The following is a 20,570-nucleotide window of genomic DNA, read 5'->3' as shown; positions in this document are numbered from 1 at the left end:
TTAAGCGCAATTTGTTCTTATCTGGTTTTGAAATCACAATTTCACCTCAAAAATTATTTTCTATTTACCTGTCTTACCTTCCTTACGACGTACATATTCGTCAGTATAACGAATACCTTTACCTTTGTAGGGCTCTGGTGGACGTACATCGCGAATTTCAGCAGCAAATTGTCCAACATTTTGCTTAGAAATTCCTTCTACTTCAATGTCTGTAGCTGAAGTAGCTTTCACTGAAACACCTTCTGGTGCAGTCATTACAACTGGGTGTGAATAACCAACATTTAAAGTGAGTTTATTACCTTGTGCTGTTGCACGGTAACCAACACCGATTAACTTTAAAGTTTTCTTATATCCATCAACCACACCTTCAACCATAGAGGCTAAATTAGCTCTCTCGGTACCATGAAGAGCTTTGTCGCTTTCACTAGAACGTGAGAAGTTAATTTTACCATCTTCTTGTTTAAAAGTGATTTTCGGATCGAAATATCTGGTTAATTCACCTTTAGGTCCTTTAACAGTGATATTGTCACCCTTCTTGGTAACAGTGACACTATCCGGGACTTCAATTGTTTTTAAACCGATACGGCTCATTGATTGTTCTCCTTTCTGTCAGAATTACCATACATAGGCGATAACTTCGCCACCAACATCTTTTTGTCTTGCTTCCTTGTCGGTAATTACACCAGCAGAAGTAGAAACGATGGCAATACCTAAGCCATTAAGTACCTTAGGTAAATTTTCAGCGCTTACGTATGTTCTAAGACCTGGCTTAGAAATTCGCTTTAAGCCTGAAATGACACGTTCTCCGTCAGGACCATATTTCAGGAAAATCTTAATCATACCTTGCTTGTTGTCATCGGTAACTTCGTAATCACGGATGAAGCCTTCGCGTTTCAAAATTTCTGAAATAGATTTTTTAATGTTTGATGCAGGAATTTCAACTGAACTATGCTTTGCCATGTTGGCATTTCTAATTCTAGTCAAGTAATCTGCGATCGGATCTGTCATGACCATTTATGCTATCCTCCTATCCGTATTACCAACTAGCCTTTTTAAGGCCAGGAATTTGACCTTTGTGAGCTAAATCTTTCAAGCAAATACGGCATAAGCCAAACTTACGATAAACAGAGCGTGGACGACCACATCTCTCGCAGCGAGTGTATTCACGTGAAGAAAATTTAGCAGGACGATGATTTCTAATTTTTTGTGATGTCTTAGCCATTAATGTCCTCCATTATTTTGCAAACGGCATACCAAATTGACTTAGAAGTTCTCTAGCTTCCTCATCTGTATTGGCAGTAGTAACGATAACAACATCTAAACCCCTGGTTCTATTAACTTTATCAAAGTCAATTTCTGGGAAAATTAATTGTTCCTTAATACCTAAAGTGTAGTTACCACGACCATCAAATGAACGGCTTGAAACACCGCGGAAGTCGCGAACACGAGGAAGTGAAACACTGATTAACTTATACAAGAAATCGTACATTCTATCTCCTCTAAGTGTTACCTTAGCTCCGATAGACATACCTTCACGCAAGCGGAAATTAGCAATTGACTTTTTGGCTTTGGTAACCAATGGTTTTTGACCTGAGATCAAAGTCAATTCCTCTACAGCTTCGTCTAAGTTTTTAGCATTAGAAACAGCATCTCCAACACCCATGTTCAAAACTATTTTTTCAATCTTTGGTACTTGCATAACTGAGCTGTAATCAAACTTTTCTTGCAATGCAGGAACAATTTTTTCTTTATATTCTTGAGCTAAATAATTTGCCATTTGTGTCCTCCCTTCTACTTCTTAGTTTCTTCTTTATTATCATTTGCTTTGCCTTCAGACTTTGCAATGACTTTAACGTTTGATGCGTGAATTGAACCTTCTGATTCAACCACACCACCATTAGCATTAGTCTGTGAAGGCTTTTGGTGTTTCTTAATCTTATTAACGCCTTTAACAACCACACGGTTCTTTTTAACATTAACAGATAAAACAATGCCTTCTTTACCTTTGTCTTTTCCGGCAATAACTTTTACTTTGTCACCAGTTTTAACAAACATCAGTGCACCTCACTTATTATAAGACTTCAGGAGCAAGAGAGACGATTTTCATAAAGTCGTGCTCACGCAGCTCACGTGCAACAGGCCCAAAGATACGAGTACCGCGTGGGCTCTTATCTGCATTGATAACTACTCCAGCATTTTCATCAAACTTGATGTATGAACCATCTTCACGACGGGCGCCTGATTTTGTTCTAACAATGACGGCCTTGACAACGTCACCTTTTTTGACAACGCCACCTGGTGTTGCTTGTTTAACAGTTGCTACCACAATATCACCAATGTTACCAGTCTTACGTCTTGATCCACCTAAGACTCTAATAACTAAAAGTTCTCTGGCACCTGAGTTATCAGCAACCTTCAAACGGGATTCATTTTGAATCACTATATAATCCTCCCCTCACTAAATCCGCAAAATTAAACAGATTTTTTAACAATTTTAACTAAACGAAAGCGCTTTGTACGAGATAATGGACGAGTTTCCATGATACGAACAGTATCGCCAACTTTAGCTTCATTTTTATCATCTTGTGCGTAGTATTTCTTTGAATATCTGATACGCTTCTTGTAAACAGGGTGATTCTTATAAGTATCAACAACTACAGTGATAGTTTTGTCATTCTTATCAGAAATTACTTGGCCTTGATATACGTGACGATGATTTCTTTCGATTGATTCGCTCAAGTTAATAACTCCCTTCCACTAATCTTTTTCCAATGCTTTTTCACTAAGAATTGTTTTAATTCTAGCAATATTTTTACGGACTTTGCTTAGGCGAGCGGTATTTTCTAATTGACCCGTTGCTTGTTGAAAACGCAAATTAAAGAGTTCTTCTTTGTATTGCTTTTCTTTGTCTAACATTTGATCAGTGGTTAATGCTCTGATTTCCTTAGCCTTCATTAGAATTGCCACCTACTTCCGAACTTCTAGACACGAACTTACATTTAATTGGAAGCTTAGTTGCAGCAAGTCTCAAAGCTTCACGAGCAGTTGCTTCGTTAACGCCACCAATTTCAAACATGATCTTTTCTCTCTTGACTACAGCTACCCAGCCTGCTGGTGCACCTTTACCAGAACCCATACGTACACCAACACCTTTAGCAGTGTAAGACTTTTGAGGGAAAATTCTAATCCAAACTTTACCGCCACGCTTCATATAACGAGTCATCGCAACACGAGCAGCTTCGATTTGTTGAGTAGTAATCCAGTGGGATTCAAGGGCTTCTAATCCATATTCACCAAAAGCGATAGTTTTACCACCCTTAGCGGCACCACGCATTTTACCACGAAACTCACGACGGTGTTTTACCCTTTTTGGTACTAGAGGCATTATTTGTTTCCTCCCTTCGCAGCTTTTTCGGGCTTCTTACTTTTAGAAGGTAAGATTTCACCCCGGTTAATCCATACTTGAACGCCAATTTCACCATAGGTGGTGTAAGCATTTACCCAAGCATAATCAATATCAGCTCTTAAAGTTTGTAATGGAACACGGCCTTCTGTATGCCATTCTCTTCTTGCCATGTCAGCACCATTTAAACGACCAGAAGTTTGTACTCTGATTCCTTTAGCACCGGCACGCATTGTTCTTTGAGTTGCTTGACGCGTAGCACGTCTAAAAGCAATACGAGCTTCAAGTTGACTAGCAATACTTTCAGCTACCAATTTAGCATCAAGATCTGGCTTCTTAATTTCAACAATATTAACGTGAACCTGCTTTTTAGTCAAAGCATTTAATTCTCTTCTCAGTGCTTCAACTTCAGAACCACCTTTACCAATCACCATACCTGGTTTAGAAGTATTGATTGATACGTTGATTCTATTGGCTGCACGTTCAATTTCAACAGTAGAAACAGAGGCATTCTTTAATTTCTTATCAATGAATTTTCTGATGCGCAGGTCTTCATTTAAGGTTTCTTTGTATCCTCTGTCAGCATACCATTTAGATTCCCAGTCACGAATTACGCCGAGACGAAAACCATTTGGGTTAATTTTCTGACCCATTAATATACCTCCCTTAATCGTTCTTTTCTGACACTACTACAACTACATGACTAGTTCTCTTGTTAATCGGAGAAGCCATACCCTTGGCACGTGGTCTAAATCTCTTTAAAGTAGCTCCCTCGTTTACGTATGCTTCAGACACATAAAGATTAGCACTTTCAAGATCGTAATTGTGTTCTGCATTTGCAATTGCTGAGCGTAAAACTTTTTCAACGATTGGGGAAGCAGCTCTAGGCGTAAATTGCAAGATTGCCAATGCTTCAGCTACGTCTTTGCCACGAATCAAATCAACGACTAAACGTGCTTTTCTTGGAGCAATACGAACTGTTCTTGCCTCTGCCCTAGCTGAACTAACTTGTTCTGCCATTTAAGTGTTTCTCCTTTCTCTATTTTGAAGTAGCCTTGTCGTCAGATGTCTTGTGTCCGCGGAAAGTTCTCGTTGGAACAAATTCACCTAACTTATGACCAACCATGTCCTCAGTAATGTATACTGGAACATGCTTTCTACCATCGTAAACAGCTATAGTCAAACCAACAAAAGAAGGAAAAATAGTTGAACGACGTGACCAAGTTTTAATAACCTGTTTTTTATCTGTGTCTGCTTGTGCATCAACTTTCTTTAATAAAGATGCATCAGCAAAAGGCCCTTTTTTAATACTACGGCTCATTAAATTACCCTCCTTCTATTATTTGCTACCCTTACGGTGACGAACAATCAATTTTTCGCTGGCTCTCTTACTATTTCTAGTCTTAATACCACGAGCTTTCTTGCCCCATGGAGTCATCGGTTGTGGACGACCTACAGGAGCCTTACCTTCACCACCACCATGTGGGTGATCGTTAGGGTTCATTACGGAACCACGAGACTGTGGGCGTCTACCCAACCAGCGACTACGTCCAGCTTTACCTAATTGGATTAATGAATGTTGTTCATTACCTACGACACCGATAGTTGCACGACAAACTGATAAAATCTTGCGAACCTCACCACTTTGTAATTTAACTAATGTGTACTTACCATCATTGCCCAAAACTTGAGCGCTGGCTCCAGCACTTCTAACAAGCTGACCGCCTTTGCCAGGTCTTAATTCAATATTATGAATTGAAGTACCAGTTGGAATGTTCTTTAAAGGCAAAGCATTTCCTGGTTTAATATCTGCGTTAGCACCAGATTCAACCACATCGCCGACTGTTAAACCTTTTGGTGCCAGGATATAAGCTTTAATACCGTCAGTGTAGTGAAGAAGTGCAATATTAGCAGTTCTGTTTGGATCGTATTCGATAGCCTTAACTACAGCTTTAGCATTGTCTTTATTACGCTTAAAATCGATGATACGGTATTTTTGTTTATGTCCACCGCCACGGTGTCTACTTGTAATATGACCATAAGAGTTACGACCTGCAGTATGTGATTGTGACTCAAGTAGGGTACGTTCTGGTTTGCTCTTAGTAATTTCAGCAAAGTCAGAAGTAGTCATATTACGGCGACCATTTGTGGTTGGCTTATAAATTTTAATAGCCAATTGACTGACCTCCTATTACTTATTTTCTTCTTTATTGTTGCTATCGTCTTTGAAAATTTTGATATCGTTTGAATCTTCAGTTAAGGTAACTATTGCCTTACGGGTACGAGCGGTTTTGCCTGAATAACGGCCAACACGCTTATCCTTACCACGAACATTCATGATATTAACTTTTTTAACCTTAACATCAAAAATTTCTTCAACAGCATCACGAACTTGAGTCTTGGTTGCAGTTAAAAGCACGTTGAAAGTGTACTTCTTATCATCCATTAAGTTCGTTGACTTTTCAGTAATGACAGGTCTTAAAATGATATCATGTGCACTCATTTCGCTGAAGCCCCCTCAACATTCTTTTCAATCTTTTCAATAGCTTCTTTAGTCAAAACCAATTTGTCATAATTAACAACATCTTCAACATTCAAGCCATTAGCAGTGATTACCTTAACGTTTGGCAAGTTTCTAGCTGAATATTGAACATTCTTATCATCAGAAACAACTAAAACTTTGCCTTCAACTTTTAAGCCGTCCAAGATTGACTTGAATTCTTTGGTCTTAGGAGCTGACATTGTCAGTTGATCTAAAACTACTAAATCTTCATCAATCAATTTTTGGGAAAGAACAGACTTGATAGCCAAGCGCCGTTGCTTTCTTGGCATTGAGTATGCGTAAGAACGTGGAGTTGGTCCGAAAACTACACCACCGCCACGCCATTGTGGGGAACGGATAGAGCCTTGACGAGCACGTCCTGTACCCTTTTGTTTCCAAGGCTTCTTACCACCGCCGCGAACAGCGGATCTATTTTTGACCTTTGAGGTACCTTGACGTCTGCCAGCTCTCTGTCTGATAATTGCGTCAAAAACTACGCTTTCATTTGGCTTAATACCAAATACATCATCATTTAAAGTAACTTCACCAGCGTCTTTGCCTTTTTGATCGATAACTTTTAAATTAGCCATTCTAGTCCTCCTTCCTATTTATTAGTCTTTACAGCAGATCTAACAGTAAGCAATGAATTCTTAGCACCAGGTACATTACCCTTGATTAATAATACATTCTTATCTGCTACAACTTTTTCAATTACTAAGTTTTCAATGGTAACTTTCTTCATTCCCATGTGTCCTGGCAGGCGTTTGCCCTTAGGAACACGGTTGATGATGGAACCCATTGAACCAGGAATTCTGTGATATCTTGAACCGTGAGTTTCTGGTCCACGTGATTGGCCCCAACGTTTAATGTTACCTTGGTATCCATGACCTCTTGTAGTACCAGTGACGTCAACTACGTCACCTTCCTTAAATGTGTCCACAGTAACTTCTGAGCCGACTTCGTAGTCCTTAAGCTCAACTCCGCGGATTTCACGTATGAAGCGCTTAGGCGAAGTCTTTGCTTTTGCAGCATGACCTTTTTCTGGTTTGTTGCTCAAAACTTCACGCTTGTCTTGGTATCCTAATTGAATTGCTTCGTAGCCGTCAGATTCAACTGTCTTAACTTGCATAACAACGTTAGGAGTTGCTTCAACAACAGTTACAGGCACAAGGATACCATCTTTAGTGAAGATTTGGGTCATACCAACTTTTCTTCCTAAGATTCCTTTGGTCATGATTACACCTCTTTCTTTTAAAAATTAAAGTTTAATTTCGATGTCAACACCGCTTGGTAAATCAAGCTTCATTAAAGAGTCAACAGTCTTAGGTGTTGGATTTAAAATATCGATTAAACGCTTATGCGTACGAATTTCAAATTGTTCACGTGAATCTTTGTTCATATGTGGTGAACGTAAAACAGTAAACAATACCCTTTCTGTTGGCAGTGGAACAGGACCTGAAATTTCAGCTCCGGTTCTCTTAGCAGTAGCTACAATTTTAGCAGCTGATTCATCGAGAATACCATGTTCGTATGACTTAAGTCTGATACGAATTGATTGACTTGCCATTAAATTACCTCCTCAACGTCTTCTTTAAAAGATGACTAGCTTCCACAAAAATTCCCGGCACTACCTCTGTGGCAATGCAGCCTGGTGTGCCGCAACCTTTTGTATCAACGCTTTACAACAAAATGTGCTTTTAGGGCAGAAAAAGCCCTAGACACACAAAAGATAGTATACCTGTTTTAAGCTTGAATATCAAGGCTTAAAGGATATTTTTCTTGACTTTATATCAGCAATTATAAAATTTAACTTTTATAAAGTAATATTTTTTAGCAGCAACTAAAATACAACAGGGAATATTTTATAGCAATGTTTTTGCTCAATTTGGTGAAAATAACTAGGTTAGGTTGACATGACAAAATCTAGTTTATAAAGACAGAGTTTATTATTAAAATTACATTGCGCATAAAAAAGAGCTACTGGATCTACCAATAGCTCTTATATCAATTTTAAAATTATACCCCATTAACTATCAGAAATTATTCTGCGTTACCCCCACGCTTTTTAATAATTTCTTCTTGGATAGATTTAGGAGTTGGTGAATAGTGGTCAAAGACCATTGTAAACGTACCACGACCCTGTGTTGAAGAACGCAAAGTAGTAGCATAACCAAACATTTCTGCAAGTGGAACCATTGAATTCAACACCTTAGCTCCAGCACGGTCTTGCATATTATCCATTGTACCACGACGAGCTGTAATGGAACCCATTACGTCACCTAAGTAATCTTCAGGTGTGATTACTTGAACCTTCATAATAGGTTCAAGGATAACAGCACCAGCTTTAGGAGCCGCATTTCTCAAAGCCAATGAAGCAGCAACCTTGAAGGCAGCTTCAGATGAGTCGACTTCGTGGTAACTACCATCATAAAGTTTAGCCTTGACATCAATCAACGGGTAACCAGCTAAGATACCATTTTTCATGGATTCTTGCAGACCTGCATCAACAGCTGGAATGAATTCGCGAGGAACAACACCACCAACAATGGCGTCTTCAAATTCGTAACCTTTTCCTCTTTCATTTGGAGTAAATTCAATCCAAACGTCACCGTATTGACCCTTACCACCAGACTGACGAACAAACTTACCTTGTGCTTTAGCGGGCTTAGTAAAGGTTTCACGATAGGCAACTTGTGGTTCACCAATCTTAGCTTCAACATGGAATTCACGCTTCATACGTTCAACCATGATTTGCAGGTGCAATTCACCCATTCCGGAGATCAAAGTTTGACCAGTTTCTGCATTAGTTTCTGCTCTAAAAGTTGGATCCTCTTCAGTCAATTTTTGCAAGGCAACATCAAGCTTATCACGGTCAGCTTTAGATTCTGGCTCAATTGAAACTTGAATAACTGGATCTGGAACTTCCAAACTTTCCAAAATTAATGGGTGGTCAGGATCAGTTAAGGAATCACCAGTAGTAGTGTTCTTTAACCCAATGGCACCAGCAATATCACCTGAGAAGACTTCAGGAATTTCACTTCTTGAGTTGGCATGCATTTGCAACAAACGGCCAACACGTTCACGGCCATTCTTTGAAGCATTCAAAACATATGAACCTGATTCAAGTGAACCAGTGTAAACACGAATATAAGTTAAACGACCAACAAATGGGTCAGTAGCAATCTTAAATGCTAAAGCAGAGAATGGCTTTTCATCTCCAGCAACTAGTTCAACTTCCTCACCAGTTTTTGGATCGTGAGCAACATAAGGCTTAACATCTAATGGAGATGGTAAGTAGTCAACCACACCATCAAGCATCATCTGCACACCCTTGTTCTTGAATGCTGAACCTGCAAATACTGGGAAAATCTTCAAATCCAATGTAGCTTTACGAATAGCAGCCTTTAATTCATCAACGGAAATTTCGTCACCATTAAGATACTTTTCCATGATGTCATCATCAACGTCTGCTACTTGTTCAATTAACTCACCGCGACGCTTTTCTGCTTCTTCTTTATACTCATCAGGAACAGGAATAGTGTCCCACTTGGAACCTAGTTTATCTTCATCATAAACATCAGCTACCATGTTGAGTAAGTCGATAACACCCTCAAAGCTCTCTGCAGAACCAATTGGCATTTGAACAGCCAGAGCATTGGCATTTAAACGTTCATGTAAAGACTTAACAGAATTATCAAAATCTGCACCAATCTTGTCCATCTTGTTTACAAAAACAATTCGAGGAACACCGTAAGTTTCAGCTTGACGCCAAACATTTTCAGTCTGAGGTTCAACTCCGGCTTGGGCATCAAGAACAGTAACAGCACCATCAAGTACACGAAGTGAACGCTCTACCTCAATAGTGAAGTCAACGTGTCCTGGGGTATCAATAATGTTAATTCTGTAATCATGCCATTGTGCTGTAGTAGCAGCTGAAGTAATGGTAATACCACGTTCTTTTTCTTCATCCATCCAGTCCATTTGGGAATCACCCTCATGGGTTTCGCCGATTTTATGGATTTTTCCAGTGTAATAAAGAATACGCTCTGTAGTAGTAGTCTTACCCGCATCAATGTGGGCCATAATACCAATGTTACGTGTTTTTTCTAATGGAAATTCACGCTTATTAGCCATAGATTTTTTCCTTTCCCTAAAAAATTAGAAACGATAGTGTGCAAATGCACGGTTGGCTTCAGCCATACGGTGAACATCTTCACGCTTTTTAACAGCTGAGCCAGTATTGTTTGAAGCATCGATAATTTCATTAGCTAAGCGTTCATCCATAGTATGTTCATTACGTAAACGAGCATATGAAACTAACCATCTTAAACCAAGAGTAGTTCTTCTTTCAGGACGAACTTCTACTGGGATCTGGTAGTTTGAACCACCAATACGGCGTGCTCTAACTTCCAAAACTGGCATGATATTGTTCATAGCTTCTTCAAAAACATCGAGTGGCTCCTTGCCAGTCTTTTCTTTAACAATGTCAAAAGCATCATAAAGGATTGAAGATGCCTTAGCTCTCTTACCATCAATCATTAAGTGGTTGATCAACTTGGTTACGAGCTTTGAATTGTATACTGGATCCGCTAAAATATCTCTTTTAGCAACATGTCCTTTTCTAGGCATTATTTACTCCTCCTTAATCTTTCTTGGCACCGTACTTGGAACGGCCTTGCTTTCTACCATCAACACCCGCAGTATCTAACGCACCGCGGATAATGTGATAACGAACACCAGGAAGGTCCTTTACACGACCACCACGAATTAAAACAACTGAGTGTTCTTGCAAATTATGGCCTTCACCTGGAATGTATGCAGTTACTTCGATCAAGTTTGAAAGACGAACACGAGCATATTTCCGTAAAGCTGAGTTTGGCTTCTTTGGTGTCATGGTACCGACACGAGTAGCTACTCCACGCATTTGAGGTGCTGGGTTAGCTACTAGCTCTTTCTTCATACTGTTGTAGCCGTAGCTTAAAGCAGGTGACTTTGATTTAGTCGTCTTGTTGTGACGGCCTTTTCTTACCAATTGGTTAATGGTTGGCATTAAATTTTCCTCCTAAAAAAATTATTTTGTTCACACATCCAGGAGTTTCTTTTTTTGGTCCCAGATAAATCTTCAAAATACACATTGACTATTGTACTCGCTTGAATTAAAAATGCAAATTATTTTTATTAGCTAAAAAATTTATATCAGTTTTTTCGTATTTAGTTCTAGTGGGGTAATGAAATGAACTTGATTTTTAAAATTAGCAATTTTTTGATTGGAACCTGTCTGGCTTCTCATGCCTGCGTTATTGTCGAAAGAGTTGGAAAAGAAGACTTTATTTTTAGCCGGTCAAAATGCACTAACTGTAATCAGCAACTAAACATATTTGATGAGATACCATTAATTTCTTATTTATTACTCAAAGGTCGTTGTCGTTATTGCAAAATTCAGATTCCTGCTGAATATTTTGTAACAGAGTTTTTAGGAGGATTTACTTTCCTTAAGATCGATTTTAGCAATCCTCATGATGCAATCACAGCGATTGTCTTGTTTAACATACTCCTAGCTGCTATCAGTGATTATCAGTCAAAAGAGTTTGATATTGCGTTCGTTGCTCCAACCTTTTTTATTTCAGCTTTGCGTATAATTAAAACTTTTGAGCAAATCAATATTACAGATTTAGTTGAGTTTTGTCCCATTTTTTTACTTTTTCTTTATGAAACAATAAAACATAAAATTGGCAAGGGAGATTTAATAATCTATCTTGTTTTAACTTTTTGTTTTGACCCTAAATTTGCCAATTTAACTTTTTTAACTGCCTCAATTATTTTACTTAGCTTTTTTATTGGTGGTGAAGTAAGCAAAAATGAACCTATAGCATTTATTCCTTTCATTTATATTGGTTTAATCATACAGCTTTTGAGCAACTAAAAAAGCTGCATCCCACAACCGAGAATGCAGCACTTTATGAATCTAAAATAATTTACAAATAAATACTAACCGTATCTTGCCATTAAATGTTGCAAGCTCGGCAGCAAAACGATGGCTATTACCACACCAACAACTCCTTGAATGGTATTGGTAAAAAGACTAGCAAAGCCTGCAGCAAATGTATAAAGGACTGTGTTAGTGACAAAATACCCGGTTACCATCAACAATACTCCTATAGCTCCGGCAACGGCTGCCTTAACTATTTGATTTCCTAAGTTCCAGTATCTAAAGACTAATCCTACAAAGAAACCTTCTAAACCGTGGACAACAAGAGAAAAGAGCATAAACTGTCCGTATCCACCGAGTAGGTCAAGCAAAAATCCTGAAAGTCCGCCAACTATACCACCGGCAACTGGCCCATATAATAATGCTACTAAATAAATAATTGCATCACATAAATTGATATTACCGTGAGTCAAAGGCATAGGAATAATGAAAATACGACTGACAACAACGTTAATCGCAGTTAATAATGCTAATAATACCAGTTGTTTTAAAGAAAAATCGTCTTCCTTCACCATCAACATCTCCCTTGTGACTTTTTCCGATTATAACATTATTTAATAAAATTATCACTAATAATTCATAAAATTACAAATGACAAAATTTTTTAGCTGGGTTATAACTATAAAACTCATTTAGCTAAAACCCGTATCTTCTATTACGATTTAGCCTATGATAAAATCTTTTTTATAAGAAAATCAAAAGTTTATTGAGGAAAAACGATGCACTATATTTTATCTGCAGCAATACGTGGCGCCATACCTTTTATCATTATGAGTATATTTTCTTGGATTATGAAATTACTATATATCGATGATTATAGCGTTAAATCGACATTTATCACGGGACTAATAATAACTGCAGTTGCAGCAACCTCTGTTATTTATGATGTCAAAAGTTGGTTATTAACAAAACAATCTGTCATTCATTTTCTAATCATGCTGGTTACCATATATCCTTGTTTAGTATTCAGCGGCTGGTTCCCAACTAAATCAATACTAGACTTAGTAAAAATATTTGGTTTCTTTCTGATTGTTGGCATTATTTTATGGACAATATCATATATTCTATTTGATAGGATTTTAAAGTAAAAATTGCGGGTAAACAAAAAACTGCTCCGTTAGGAATTTCTAACGGAACAGTTTTTTTGATTAATTGAGTTTATGATTCCCTAGCCTGATCGGCTTCCTTCATCTTCTTCTCAATGTCTGCGATTGAGTAAACAGATTTAGGTTTCTTTACGTCTGACTCGGGTTCCATATCACGATAAATTGGAAGACCAGTACCAGCTGGAATGATCTTACCAATGATAACATTTTCCTTTAATCCGAGTAATGGATCATTCTTACCTCTGATTGAAGCATCAGTTAATACACGAGTTGTTTCCTGGAATGAAGCAGCTGATAAGAAACTGTTAGTTTCAAGGGCAGCTTTGGTAATACCCAGAATTACACTTTGTGCAGTTGCAGGTATACCACCAGAAATAATCACAGATGTGTTGCGATCTTTAAATTGACCAATATCCATAATCTCGCCCGGCAACAAGTCGGTCTCACCAGGATCAAGCACACGAACTTTTTGTAACATCTGTCTGGTTAATACTTCGACGTGCTTGTCAGAAATATCAACACCCTGCATTCTATATGCTTTTTGGACTTCAACCAGAATGTACTCTTCAGTAGTTAAAGTATCGGTAACTTGAATCAATTCTTTCGGATCAATTGAACCAAGAGTTAACTTATCGCCACGTTGAACTTCATCGCCCTCGGCAACTGCTACTGACGCAGTATAAGGAACACTGTAGCTTCTGGTATCGATCTTACCTTTAACAGTGATTTCACGAGTATGTTCAGCAGGATTCTCCTGAATTGAATCAACTACACCATCAACTTCAGAAATTATGGCACGACCCTTAGGGTTACGAGCTTCAAACAACTCTTGCACACGAGGAAGACCTTGAGTAATATCTTCAGCACCGGCAACACCACCATTGTGGAAAGTACGCAAAGTCAGCTGCGTACCAGGTTCACCAATTGATTGAGCGGCAACAGTACCAACTGCTTCACCAACTTCAACTTCTTCACCTGTAGCTAAGTTCATACCATAACACTTGCGGCAAACACCGTGTGGCGTGTCACAAGTCAGGATTGATCTAATCTTAACGTTAGTTACACCTGCATCGCAAATTTGGTGAGCCAAGTTTTCATCCATCATGACGTTACGACCGATAATTGTGGCACCGGTTCTAGGATCTTTAACCGTTTCGGCAGTAAAGCGTCCCAATAAGCGATCATAGAGTGGCTCAATTAATTCGTCACCTTCCATGATTGCGTGAACATCAATACCGCGATCGGTACCACAATCATCTTCACGGATAATAACGTCTTGCGCAACATCGACTAACCGCCGAGTTAAGTAACCAGATTGTGCAGTCTTTAAAGCAGTATCCGTCATACCCTTACGTGCACCGTGAGTTGACATGAACAGTTCTAGAACTGACAAGCCTTCCTTAAAGTTGGAAGTAACTGGAATTTCGAACAAACCACCGTTTGGAGTAGCCATTAAGCCACGCATACCAGCAAGTTGGGTAAAGTTTGAAATATTACCACGCGCACCAGAGTCAGCCATGATGGTAATAGGATTACGCGGGTCATAAATCTGAGCAATTTCATCTTGGACTTGATCCTTACAATCATTCCAAATGCTAATTACACGATCATGACGTTCCTGTTCGGTAATTAAACCACGTCTAAACTGCTTAGACACCACATCAACTTGTTTGTGGGCTTTTTCAACTTTTTCATCTTTATCCTGAATTTCGGGAACATCGGTCATACCAATCGTAATACCAGAAGTGGTCGAACTGGTATAGCCTAAAGTCTTCAAATCATCAAGATATTCTGAAGTTCTTTGAACCTTGTAATACTTGTAAATTGTAGCGATAGAATCAGACAAGAAGGACTTCTTAAATGGTGTAGAAATCAAATCATTTGCCACGCTGTCAATTTTCTCATGAATATCTTCGCCAGGCTCCAAGAAGTACTTGGCAGCAAGAGGATTATTCAAGTTTTCTTCAGTTGGTTCATTAACGTAGAAATAATCTTCTGGGAAAATTTGATTGAAAATGATTCTGCCGTATGTAGTAACAAAAATGCCATGTTCATAACCTTTAGGCCATGCTTTCTTCGGCATTGAGTCAGCAGACATTCCGATAATAGTGTGGTAATGAATGTCACCGTTAGTGTAAGCAACTGTCGCTTCATCAGGTGAATTGAAAATCATTCCTTCACCTTCACGACCCTTTTCAGCCTGAGTCAACCAGTAGTTACCCAAAACGATATCCTGTGATGGAGTAACAATTGGTTTACCATCCTTAGGAGCAAGAATATGGTGAGCAGCCAGCATTAACATTCTTGATTCAGCAACAGCCTCATCTGACAGAGGCACGTGAATCGCCATCTGGTCACCATCAAAGTCAGCGTTGTAAGCCTCACAAGCAAGTGGGTGCAGACGAATTGACTTTCCAGGTACCAAAACCGGTTCGAATGCTTGAATACTTAAACGGTGCAGAGTAGGAGCACGGTTTAGCAATACCGTTCTTTCCTTAATAACATCTTCAAGTACATCCCAGACATCATCGTCTTCGCGGTCAATTTTCCGTTTAGCACTTTTGATATTTGTAGCAATCTTACGCTTAACAAGCTCATGCATGACAAATGGTTTAAACAATTCCAAGGCCATCGGACGCGGAACACCACATTGATAGAACTTCAATTTTGGTGAAACATCGATAACGGAACGACCAGAATAGTCAACACGTTTACCAAGCAAGTTCTGACGGAAACGTCCCTGCTTACCTTTAAGCATATGCGATAAGGATTTCAGCGGGCGGTTACCTGGTCCTACTACAGAACGTCCACGGCGGCCATTATCAATTAAAGCATCTACTGCTTCTTGCAGCATCCGTTTTTCGTTTTGCACAATAATATTAGGTGCATTTAGATCTAACAGTCTCTTTAACCGATTGTTGCGGTTAATCACTCTTCTGTATAAATCATTTAGGTCAGAAGTCGCAAAACGTCCACCTTCAAGTTGAACCATCGGTCTTAAGTCTGGTGGTATAACTGGGACAGCATCTATAACCATCCATTCTGGTTTATTACCAGAATCTTTAAACGCATCCAGAATATCAAGTCTTCTGATAGCACGGGTACGTTTTTGACCAGTAGCAGTTTCCAATTCTTTCTTTAAATCGGTAACTTCCTTATTTAAATCAACTTTACGCAACAAATCACGAATTGCTTCAGCACCCATTTTGGCCGTAAAGCGATTACCGTATTTTTCTTTCTGTTCCCGGTATTCTGCCTCTGTTAAAAGTTGTTTAAATTCTAGATCGGTATCACCAGGATCAATTACAATATAAGCCGCAAAATAGATAACTTCTTCAAGGAGTCTCGGAGAAATATCCAAAATGAGTCCCATTCTTGATGGAATCCCTTTAAAATACCAAATATGAGTAACTGGTGCGGCCAATTCAATATGACCCATCCGTTCTCTTCTAACTTTAGAGGAGGTAACTTCAACACCACAGCGGTCACAGACGATCCCGCGGTATCTCACACCTTTATATTTACCACATGCACATGACCAGTCCTTAGTCGGTCCGAAAATTCGTTCATCAAACAAACCATCTTTTTCCGGCTTTAAAGTACGGTAATTAATAGTTTCTGGTTTTTTAACTTCACCGTATGACCAGCTGCGAATTTTATTCGGAGATGCAAGGCCAATTTGCATGCTTTCAAATTTATTTACGTCGATCAAAAGTTTAACCTCCTACTTATTGAGAAATCTTATTATCATCGTCAGACTGATCTACAGGGGCATCCAATTCCTCTGCTGCTTCTTCATTATCTTCAGAATCTGCAGTTTCTGCGGCCAACTTCTTCTTTTGTTGCTCTTCAGCCATCTTTGAAAGAGTATCAATGTTCAAATGCTCATTTGAATCATCATCCATATCACGCAATTCGATTTCTTTATGATTCATGTCAAGAACGCGAATATCCAATCCTAAAGATTGCAATTCTTTAACTAGGACACGGAATGATTCAGGAACACCTGGTTTTGGAATTCTTTCACCCTTGACAATAGCTTCATAAGCTTTGACACGGCCAACAACATCATCTGATTTATAAGTCAAAATTTCCTGCAAAGTATATGCTGCACCATAAGCTTCCAGAGCCCAAACTTCCATTTCACCAAAACGCTGTCCACCAAACTGTGCTTTACCACCAAGAGGTTGTTGCGTTACTAATGAGTAAGGCCCAATTGAACGTGCGTGAATCTTGTCGTCAACCATGTGGGTCAACTTCAGATAGTGCATGATACCAACAGAAACCCGGTTGTGGAAAGGCTCACCGGTACGGCCATCATAAAGAACTGTTTTACCATCTTTATCAATGCCGGCCTTATGAACAGTATCCCAAACATCGTCTTCACTTGCTCCATCAAATACTGGTGTAGCAACATGAATACCCAAGTTATCTGCAGCACGACCAAGGTGTAATTCCAAAAGCTGACCAATATTCATACGTGAAGGAACACCCATTGGGTTTAAACAAATATCAACTGGAGTACCATCTGGTAAATATGGCATATCTTCTTCTGGTACAACTGCGGCAACAGTACCCTTGTTACCGTGACGACCAGACATTTTATCGCCGACTTGAATCTTTCTCTTTTGTGCAATGTAGACCCGGACTAAAGTATTAACACCAGGAGATAGTTCATCACCATTTTCTCTAGTATAAACTTTAACATCACGGACAATACCGCCACCACCGTGAGGAACACGTAATGAGGTATCACGCACTTCACGAGCTTTTTCACCAAAAATGGCATGCAGCAGTCTTTCTTCAGCTGATAGTTCAGTAACACCCTTAGGCGTAACTTTTCCTACCAAAATGTCTCCGTCATGAACTTCAGCACCTACACGGACAATACCTTGACCATCGAGATCCTTAAGTGCATCCTCACCAACGTTTGGCAATTCACGTGTAATCTCTTCAGGGCCAAGTTTAGTGTCACGGGCTTCTGATTCATAATCTTCAATACTGATTGAAGTATAAACATCATCTTTTACCAGACGTTCAGAAAGCATGATGGCATCTTCGTAGTTATACATGTTCCAAGTCATAAAAGCGATAACTGGGTTTTGACCCAAAGCCAATTCGCCATGATCCATTGTTGGTCCATTGGCAATTACTTCACCCTTTACAACTTTGTCGCCTAACTTAACGTTAGGAGTCTGATTGTATGATTTCGAGTTGTTTGAACGACGATATTTTTCCAGAGTGTACTTATCCAGTGTACTGTCAGCACGTCTTACTCTGATAGTGTTGGCATCGACATATTCAACTGTACCAGCGGCTTTAGCCAAAACTGCTGCACCGGAATCATGTGCTGCACGATATTCCATTCCAGTACCAACAAGACAGCTGTGAGGATTAATTAAAGGTGCAGCTTGTCTTTGCTGGTTAGCGCCCATTAAAGCACGGTTAGAGTCATCATTTTCCAAAAACGGAATACATGCTGAAGCAACAGAAACAACTTGTTTAGGAATAACATCCATGTAGTCAATTTTATCTGGACTAACTTCGACGTTATCTTCCTTATGACGTGCTAAAACAAGATCATCTTTAAATGAACCATCCGGATTAAGTGGAGTATTGGCACCAGCGATAATGTAGTTATCCTCAACATCAGCGGTAAGGTAATCAATTTTATTAGTTACCTTGTGTGTGGTCCAGGAAACCCGACGATATGGCGTTTCAATAAAGCCATATTTATTAATAACTGCGTATGTAGCAAGAGAGTTAATCAAACCAATGTTAGGACCTTCAGGAGTCTCAATTGGGCACAAACGACCATATTGAGTATAGTGAACATCCCGCACCTCGTATCCAGCACGATCACGTGTTAAACCACCAGGCCCCAAAGCAGACATACGGCGCTTATGGGTTAATTCACCCAGCGGGTTGTGCTGGTCCATAAACTGTGACAGTTGTGATGAACCAAAGAACTCTTTAATACTTGCCACAATTGGCCTGATATTAATTAATTGTTGCGGCGTCACAGTTGAAGGGTCTTGAATTGACATTCTTTCTCTAACAACACGTTCCATCCGGGCCAAACCAATTCTAAACTGGTTTTGCAACAATTCACCAACACGACGAATACGACGGTTACCTAAGTGATCAATATCATCAGTGTTACCAATTTCATCTTGCAACAAGAAGAAATAATTAATAGAAGCAACCACGTCAGCTGGAGTTAAATACTTAACTTTTTTATCAATATGACCGTTAGAAATTAATTTAACAACACGTTCAGGATTTACCTTGGAGTAAACTTTTATCTCTTGAACATTAATTGGATCAGGTAAAACGCCCTCTTTGGATGGTTGATAAGTAACCATCTTAAAGTCATCGCGATCAAGATACTTTTCTAGAGTATCCATCACTTCATGGGTCACAACTGTACCCTTTTTAACGATAATTTCACCTGTATCAGGGTCTGCCAAAGTTTCTGCCAGAGTTTGACCATACAAGCGACTCTTTAAAGATAACTTCTTATTAACTTTATATCGACCAACGGGTGCTAAATCATAGCGACGTGGGTCAAAGAAGCGTGCATAAAGAAGTGAACGTGAAGAGTCAGTGGTCTTGGGCTCACCAGGGCGCAGGCGCTCATAAATATCTTTTAACGCTTCAGCTACACGAGAATCAGCCGGATTCTTATGGACATCTTTATCCAAAGTGAATTGTAGCGTATCACTCTGACCAAAGAGGTCTAAAATCTCGTCATCCGAACTAATTCCCAGTGCCCTGATTAAAACAGTTAGTGGCAATTTACGAGTACGATCAACGCGAACGTAAGAAACATTCTTAGCATCAGTTTCATACTCAAGCCAGGCACCACGGTTTGGTATCACAGTAGTACCAAAAATTTGCCGACCATTCTTGTCATAATCACCAGAATAATAAACACTTGGTGATCTAACTAATTGAGAAACGATGACCCTTTCAGCACCATTAATAATAAATGAGCCAGATTCAGTCATTAATGGTAAATCACCAAAGAAAACATCTTGAGTCTTAATCTCACCGGTTTTTTGATTGGTCAGTTTTAAAGTAACGTGCATTGGTGCAGCATAAGTTGCATCATGATCACGTGCTTCATCAACGGTATATTTTGGTTTTTGCAGTTTATAGCCCAAATATTCCAGGGAAAGCTTACCTGAAAAGTCACTAATTGGCATAATATCATCAAAAACGTCTTTAATACCCTCATCCAAAAACCATTGGTATGATTCGGTTTGCACATCTGTCAAGTTAGGCAGATCCAGCACTTCTTTAATGCGGGAAAAACTGCGCCTTGTCCGATGTTTGCCAAAATTCACTACGTGTCCATTTAACAAGGAGAAAACACCCTTTCTGTCAGAGAAAGCTAATATTACATTTTGATTACAATTTCAAAAAGCCGGAAATTTATGCATAAAAAAGACAAAAACAACCTTTGTCGTTTTTGTCTATTATTATTTTGCTGGACAATAGATCAGCAAAATCCTGAAAATCAGCTTT

General features: G+C 39.1%; 25 protein-coding genes. 2 read left to right on the top strand and 23 right to left on the bottom strand.

All coding sequences use genetic code 11. The features are described from left to right. Positions 1-60 precede the first annotated feature (60 nt). From rplF to rpsL, 20 genes are all read right to left on the bottom strand, one after another. Positions 61-591: a 50S ribosomal protein L6 gene (gene rplF, locus Q0R51_RS05550; RefSeq protein ID WP_034980425.1), complete on the bottom strand. Its 531-nt coding sequence runs from the start codon at positions 589-591 to the stop codon at positions 61-63. Between the two features lie 24 nt (positions 592-615). Beyond that, positions 616-1,014, bottom strand: coding sequence for a 30S ribosomal protein S8 (rpsH, locus tag Q0R51_RS05545; RefSeq protein WP_294757228.1), 399 nt, complete (start codon positions 1,012-1,014; stop codon positions 616-618). Positions 1,015-1,036: 22 nt separating this feature from the next. After that, on the bottom strand, positions 1,037-1,222 hold the full coding sequence (locus Q0R51_RS05540; RefSeq protein ID WP_034980430.1) for a type Z 30S ribosomal protein S14: 186 nt from the start codon (positions 1,220-1,222) through the stop codon (positions 1,037-1,039). 12 nt (positions 1,223-1,234) lie between these two features. Continuing rightward, the gene (rplE, locus tag Q0R51_RS05535; protein WP_046325350.1) at positions 1,235-1,777 is read right to left on the bottom strand and encodes a 50S ribosomal protein L5; all 543 of its coding nucleotides are present in this window, start codon (positions 1,775-1,777) and stop codon (positions 1,235-1,237) included. Positions 1,778-1,791: 14 nt separating this feature from the next. Beyond that, a complete protein-coding gene (gene rplX / locus Q0R51_RS05530; RefSeq protein ID WP_046325351.1) occupies positions 1,792-2,055 on the bottom strand; it encodes a 50S ribosomal protein L24 in 264 nt (87 codons plus the stop codon). 16 nt (positions 2,056-2,071) lie between these two features. Then, positions 2,072-2,440: a 50S ribosomal protein L14 gene (gene rplN, locus Q0R51_RS05525; RefSeq protein ID WP_034980437.1), complete on the bottom strand. Its 369-nt coding sequence runs from the start codon at positions 2,438-2,440 to the stop codon at positions 2,072-2,074. Positions 2,441-2,472: 32 nt separating this feature from the next. After that, positions 2,473-2,739, bottom strand: a complete 267-nt coding sequence (rpsQ, locus tag Q0R51_RS05520) for a 30S ribosomal protein S17 (protein WP_034980439.1) — start codon at positions 2,737-2,739, stop codon at positions 2,473-2,475. An 18-nt stretch (positions 2,740-2,757) separates the two neighbouring features. Beyond that, positions 2,758-2,955, bottom strand: a complete 198-nt coding sequence (rpmC, locus tag Q0R51_RS05515) for a 50S ribosomal protein L29 (RefSeq protein ID WP_046325352.1) — start codon at positions 2,953-2,955, stop codon at positions 2,758-2,760. Beyond that, positions 2,945-3,385, bottom strand: a complete 441-nt coding sequence (rplP, locus tag Q0R51_RS05510; RefSeq protein ID WP_046325353.1) for a 50S ribosomal protein L16 — start codon at positions 3,383-3,385, stop codon at positions 2,945-2,947. Before rplP ends, rpmC begins: the two co-directional genes overlap by 11 nt. Beyond that, positions 3,385-4,056, bottom strand: a complete 672-nt coding sequence (gene rpsC / locus Q0R51_RS05505) for a 30S ribosomal protein S3 (protein WP_046325354.1) — start codon at positions 4,054-4,056, stop codon at positions 3,385-3,387. Before rpsC ends, rplP begins: the two co-directional genes overlap by 1 nt. Before the next feature lie 13 nt (positions 4,057-4,069). Beyond that, on the bottom strand, positions 4,070-4,423 hold the full coding sequence (gene rplV, locus Q0R51_RS05500) for a 50S ribosomal protein L22 (protein ID WP_034980453.1): 354 nt from the start codon (positions 4,421-4,423) through the stop codon (positions 4,070-4,072). 19 nt (positions 4,424-4,442) lie between these two features. After that, positions 4,443-4,724, bottom strand: coding sequence for a 30S ribosomal protein S19 (gene rpsS / locus Q0R51_RS05495; protein ID WP_038523755.1), 282 nt, complete (start codon positions 4,722-4,724; stop codon positions 4,443-4,445). 18 nt (positions 4,725-4,742) lie between these two features. Beyond that, complete coding sequence (gene rplB, locus Q0R51_RS05490; RefSeq protein WP_034980459.1) at positions 4,743-5,579, bottom strand: 50S ribosomal protein L2; 837 nt, start codon at positions 5,577-5,579, stop codon at positions 4,743-4,745. A gap of 15 nt (positions 5,580-5,594) precedes the next feature. Next, positions 5,595-5,906, bottom strand: a complete 312-nt coding sequence (rplW, locus tag Q0R51_RS05485; RefSeq protein ID WP_046325355.1) for a 50S ribosomal protein L23 — start codon at positions 5,904-5,906, stop codon at positions 5,595-5,597. Next, the gene (gene rplD, locus Q0R51_RS05480) at positions 5,903-6,535 is read right to left on the bottom strand and encodes a 50S ribosomal protein L4 (protein WP_046325356.1); all 633 of its coding nucleotides are present in this window, start codon (positions 6,533-6,535) and stop codon (positions 5,903-5,905) included. Before rplD ends, rplW begins: the two co-directional genes overlap by 4 nt. Positions 6,536-6,549: 14 nt before the next feature. Then, on the bottom strand, positions 6,550-7,179 hold the full coding sequence (gene rplC / locus Q0R51_RS05475; protein ID WP_046325357.1) for a 50S ribosomal protein L3: 630 nt from the start codon (positions 7,177-7,179) through the stop codon (positions 6,550-6,552). 24 nt (positions 7,180-7,203) lie between these two features. Next, on the bottom strand, positions 7,204-7,512 hold the full coding sequence (gene rpsJ, locus Q0R51_RS05470) for a 30S ribosomal protein S10 (RefSeq protein ID WP_034980470.1): 309 nt from the start codon (positions 7,510-7,512) through the stop codon (positions 7,204-7,206). A gap of 473 nt (positions 7,513-7,985) precedes the next feature. Continuing rightward, positions 7,986-10,079 (bottom strand): elongation factor G, encoded by a 2,094-nt coding sequence (fusA, locus tag Q0R51_RS05465; RefSeq protein ID WP_046325358.1) that lies wholly within the window; start codon positions 10,077-10,079, stop codon positions 7,986-7,988. A gap of 24 nt (positions 10,080-10,103) precedes the next feature. Continuing rightward, complete coding sequence (gene rpsG, locus Q0R51_RS05460; protein WP_034980476.1) at positions 10,104-10,574, bottom strand: 30S ribosomal protein S7; 471 nt, start codon at positions 10,572-10,574, stop codon at positions 10,104-10,106. A 13-nt stretch (positions 10,575-10,587) separates the two neighbouring features. Further along, complete coding sequence (gene rpsL, locus Q0R51_RS05455; protein ID WP_110446429.1) at positions 10,588-10,995, bottom strand: 30S ribosomal protein S12; 408 nt, start codon at positions 10,993-10,995, stop codon at positions 10,588-10,590. A 183-nt stretch (positions 10,996-11,178) separates the two neighbouring features. On the opposite strand from rpsL, the gene Q0R51_RS05450 reads away from it, so the two are divergent. Beyond that, positions 11,179-11,868: an A24 family peptidase gene (locus Q0R51_RS05450; protein WP_294757213.1), complete on the top strand. Its 690-nt coding sequence runs from the start codon at positions 11,179-11,181 to the stop codon at positions 11,866-11,868. Between the two features lie 65 nt (positions 11,869-11,933). On the opposite strand, the gene Q0R51_RS05445 is transcribed toward Q0R51_RS05450, so the two are convergent. Next, the gene (locus Q0R51_RS05445) at positions 11,934-12,449 is read right to left on the bottom strand and encodes an ECF transporter S component (protein WP_294757211.1); all 516 of its coding nucleotides are present in this window, start codon (positions 12,447-12,449) and stop codon (positions 11,934-11,936) included. Positions 12,450-12,653: 204 nt separating this feature from the next. Between Q0R51_RS05445 and Q0R51_RS05440 the strand changes: the two genes are divergently transcribed. Then, the gene (locus Q0R51_RS05440; RefSeq protein WP_294757209.1) at positions 12,654-13,022 is read left to right on the top strand and encodes a DUF3021 family protein; all 369 of its coding nucleotides are present in this window, start codon (positions 12,654-12,656) and stop codon (positions 13,020-13,022) included. A 70-nt stretch (positions 13,023-13,092) separates the two neighbouring features. Here the strand turns inward: Q0R51_RS05440 and rpoC are convergent, their stop codons facing one another. Both rpoC and rpoB read right to left on the bottom strand, forming a co-directional pair. Continuing rightward, positions 13,093-16,752, bottom strand: a complete 3,660-nt coding sequence (gene rpoC, locus Q0R51_RS05435; protein ID WP_294757207.1) for a DNA-directed RNA polymerase subunit beta' — start codon at positions 16,750-16,752, stop codon at positions 13,093-13,095. Between the two features lie 16 nt (positions 16,753-16,768). After that, positions 16,769-20,407, bottom strand: a complete 3,639-nt coding sequence (gene rpoB / locus Q0R51_RS05430) for a DNA-directed RNA polymerase subunit beta (RefSeq protein WP_294757205.1) — start codon at positions 20,405-20,407, stop codon at positions 16,769-16,771. Between the last annotated feature and the right edge of the window lie 163 nt (positions 20,408-20,570).

The organism is uncultured Lactobacillus sp. (assembly GCF_946477725.1).
In the GTDB taxonomy this organism is placed as follows: domain Bacteria; phylum Bacillota; class Bacilli; order Lactobacillales; family Lactobacillaceae; genus Lactobacillus.
Note: the sequence above shows the minus strand (reverse complement) of the source record. Positions and strands in the feature narration are given on the sequence as shown.

Excerpts from the sequence above, each read along its gene's own strand:
- rplF (WP_034980425.1), bottom strand. The coding sequence starts at position 591 with ATGAGCCGTATCGGTTTAAAAACAATTGAAGTCCCGGATAGTGTCACT.
- rpsH (WP_294757228.1), bottom strand. The coding sequence starts at position 1,014 with ATGGTCATGACAGATCCGATCGCAGATTACTTGACTAGAATTAGAAAT.
- Q0R51_RS05540 (WP_034980430.1), bottom strand. The coding sequence starts at position 1,222 with ATGGCTAAGACATCACAAAAAATTAGAAATCATCGTCCTGCTAAATTT.
- rplE (WP_046325350.1), bottom strand. The coding sequence starts at position 1,777 with ATGGCAAATTATTTAGCTCAAGAATATAAAGAAAAAATTGTTCCTGCA.
- rplX (WP_046325351.1), bottom strand. The coding sequence starts at position 2,055 with ATGTTTGTTAAAACTGGTGACAAAGTAAAAGTTATTGCCGGAAAAGAC.
- rpmC (WP_046325352.1), bottom strand. The coding sequence starts at position 2,955 with ATGAAGGCTAAGGAAATCAGAGCATTAACCACTGATCAAATGTTAGAC.
- rplP (WP_046325353.1), bottom strand. The coding sequence starts at position 3,385 with ATGCCTCTAGTACCAAAAAGGGTAAAACACCGTCGTGAGTTTCGTGGT.
- rpsC (WP_046325354.1), bottom strand. The coding sequence starts at position 4,056 with ATGGGTCAGAAAATTAACCCAAATGGTTTTCGTCTCGGCGTAATTCGT.
- rplV (WP_034980453.1), bottom strand. The coding sequence starts at position 4,423 with ATGGCAGAACAAGTTAGTTCAGCTAGGGCAGAGGCAAGAACAGTTCGT.
- rpsS (WP_038523755.1), bottom strand. The coding sequence starts at position 4,724 with ATGAGCCGTAGTATTAAAAAAGGGCCTTTTGCTGATGCATCTTTATTA.
- rplW (WP_046325355.1), bottom strand. The coding sequence starts at position 5,906 with ATGAGTGCACATGATATCATTTTAAGACCTGTCATTACTGAAAAGTCA.
- rplD (WP_046325356.1), bottom strand. The coding sequence starts at position 6,535 with ATGGCTAATTTAAAAGTTATCGATCAAAAAGGCAAAGACGCTGGTGAA.
- rplC (WP_046325357.1), bottom strand. The coding sequence starts at position 7,179 with ATGACCAAAGGAATCTTAGGAAGAAAAGTTGGTATGACCCAAATCTTC.
- rpsJ (WP_034980470.1), bottom strand. The coding sequence starts at position 7,512 with ATGGCAAGTCAATCAATTCGTATCAGACTTAAGTCATACGAACATGGT.
- fusA (WP_046325358.1), bottom strand. The coding sequence starts at position 10,079 with ATGGCTAATAAGCGTGAATTTCCATTAGAAAAAACACGTAACATTGGT.
- rpsG (WP_034980476.1), bottom strand. The coding sequence starts at position 10,574 with ATGCCTAGAAAAGGACATGTTGCTAAAAGAGATATTTTAGCGGATCCA.
- rpsL (WP_110446429.1), bottom strand. The coding sequence starts at position 10,995 with ATGCCAACCATTAACCAATTGGTAAGAAAAGGCCGTCACAACAAGACG.
- Q0R51_RS05450 (WP_294757213.1), top strand. The coding sequence starts at position 11,179 with ATGAACTTGATTTTTAAAATTAGCAATTTTTTGATTGGAACCTGTCTG.
- Q0R51_RS05445 (WP_294757211.1), bottom strand. The coding sequence starts at position 12,449 with ATGGTGAAGGAAGACGATTTTTCTTTAAAACAACTGGTATTATTAGCA.
- Q0R51_RS05440 (WP_294757209.1), top strand. The coding sequence starts at position 12,654 with ATGCACTATATTTTATCTGCAGCAATACGTGGCGCCATACCTTTTATC.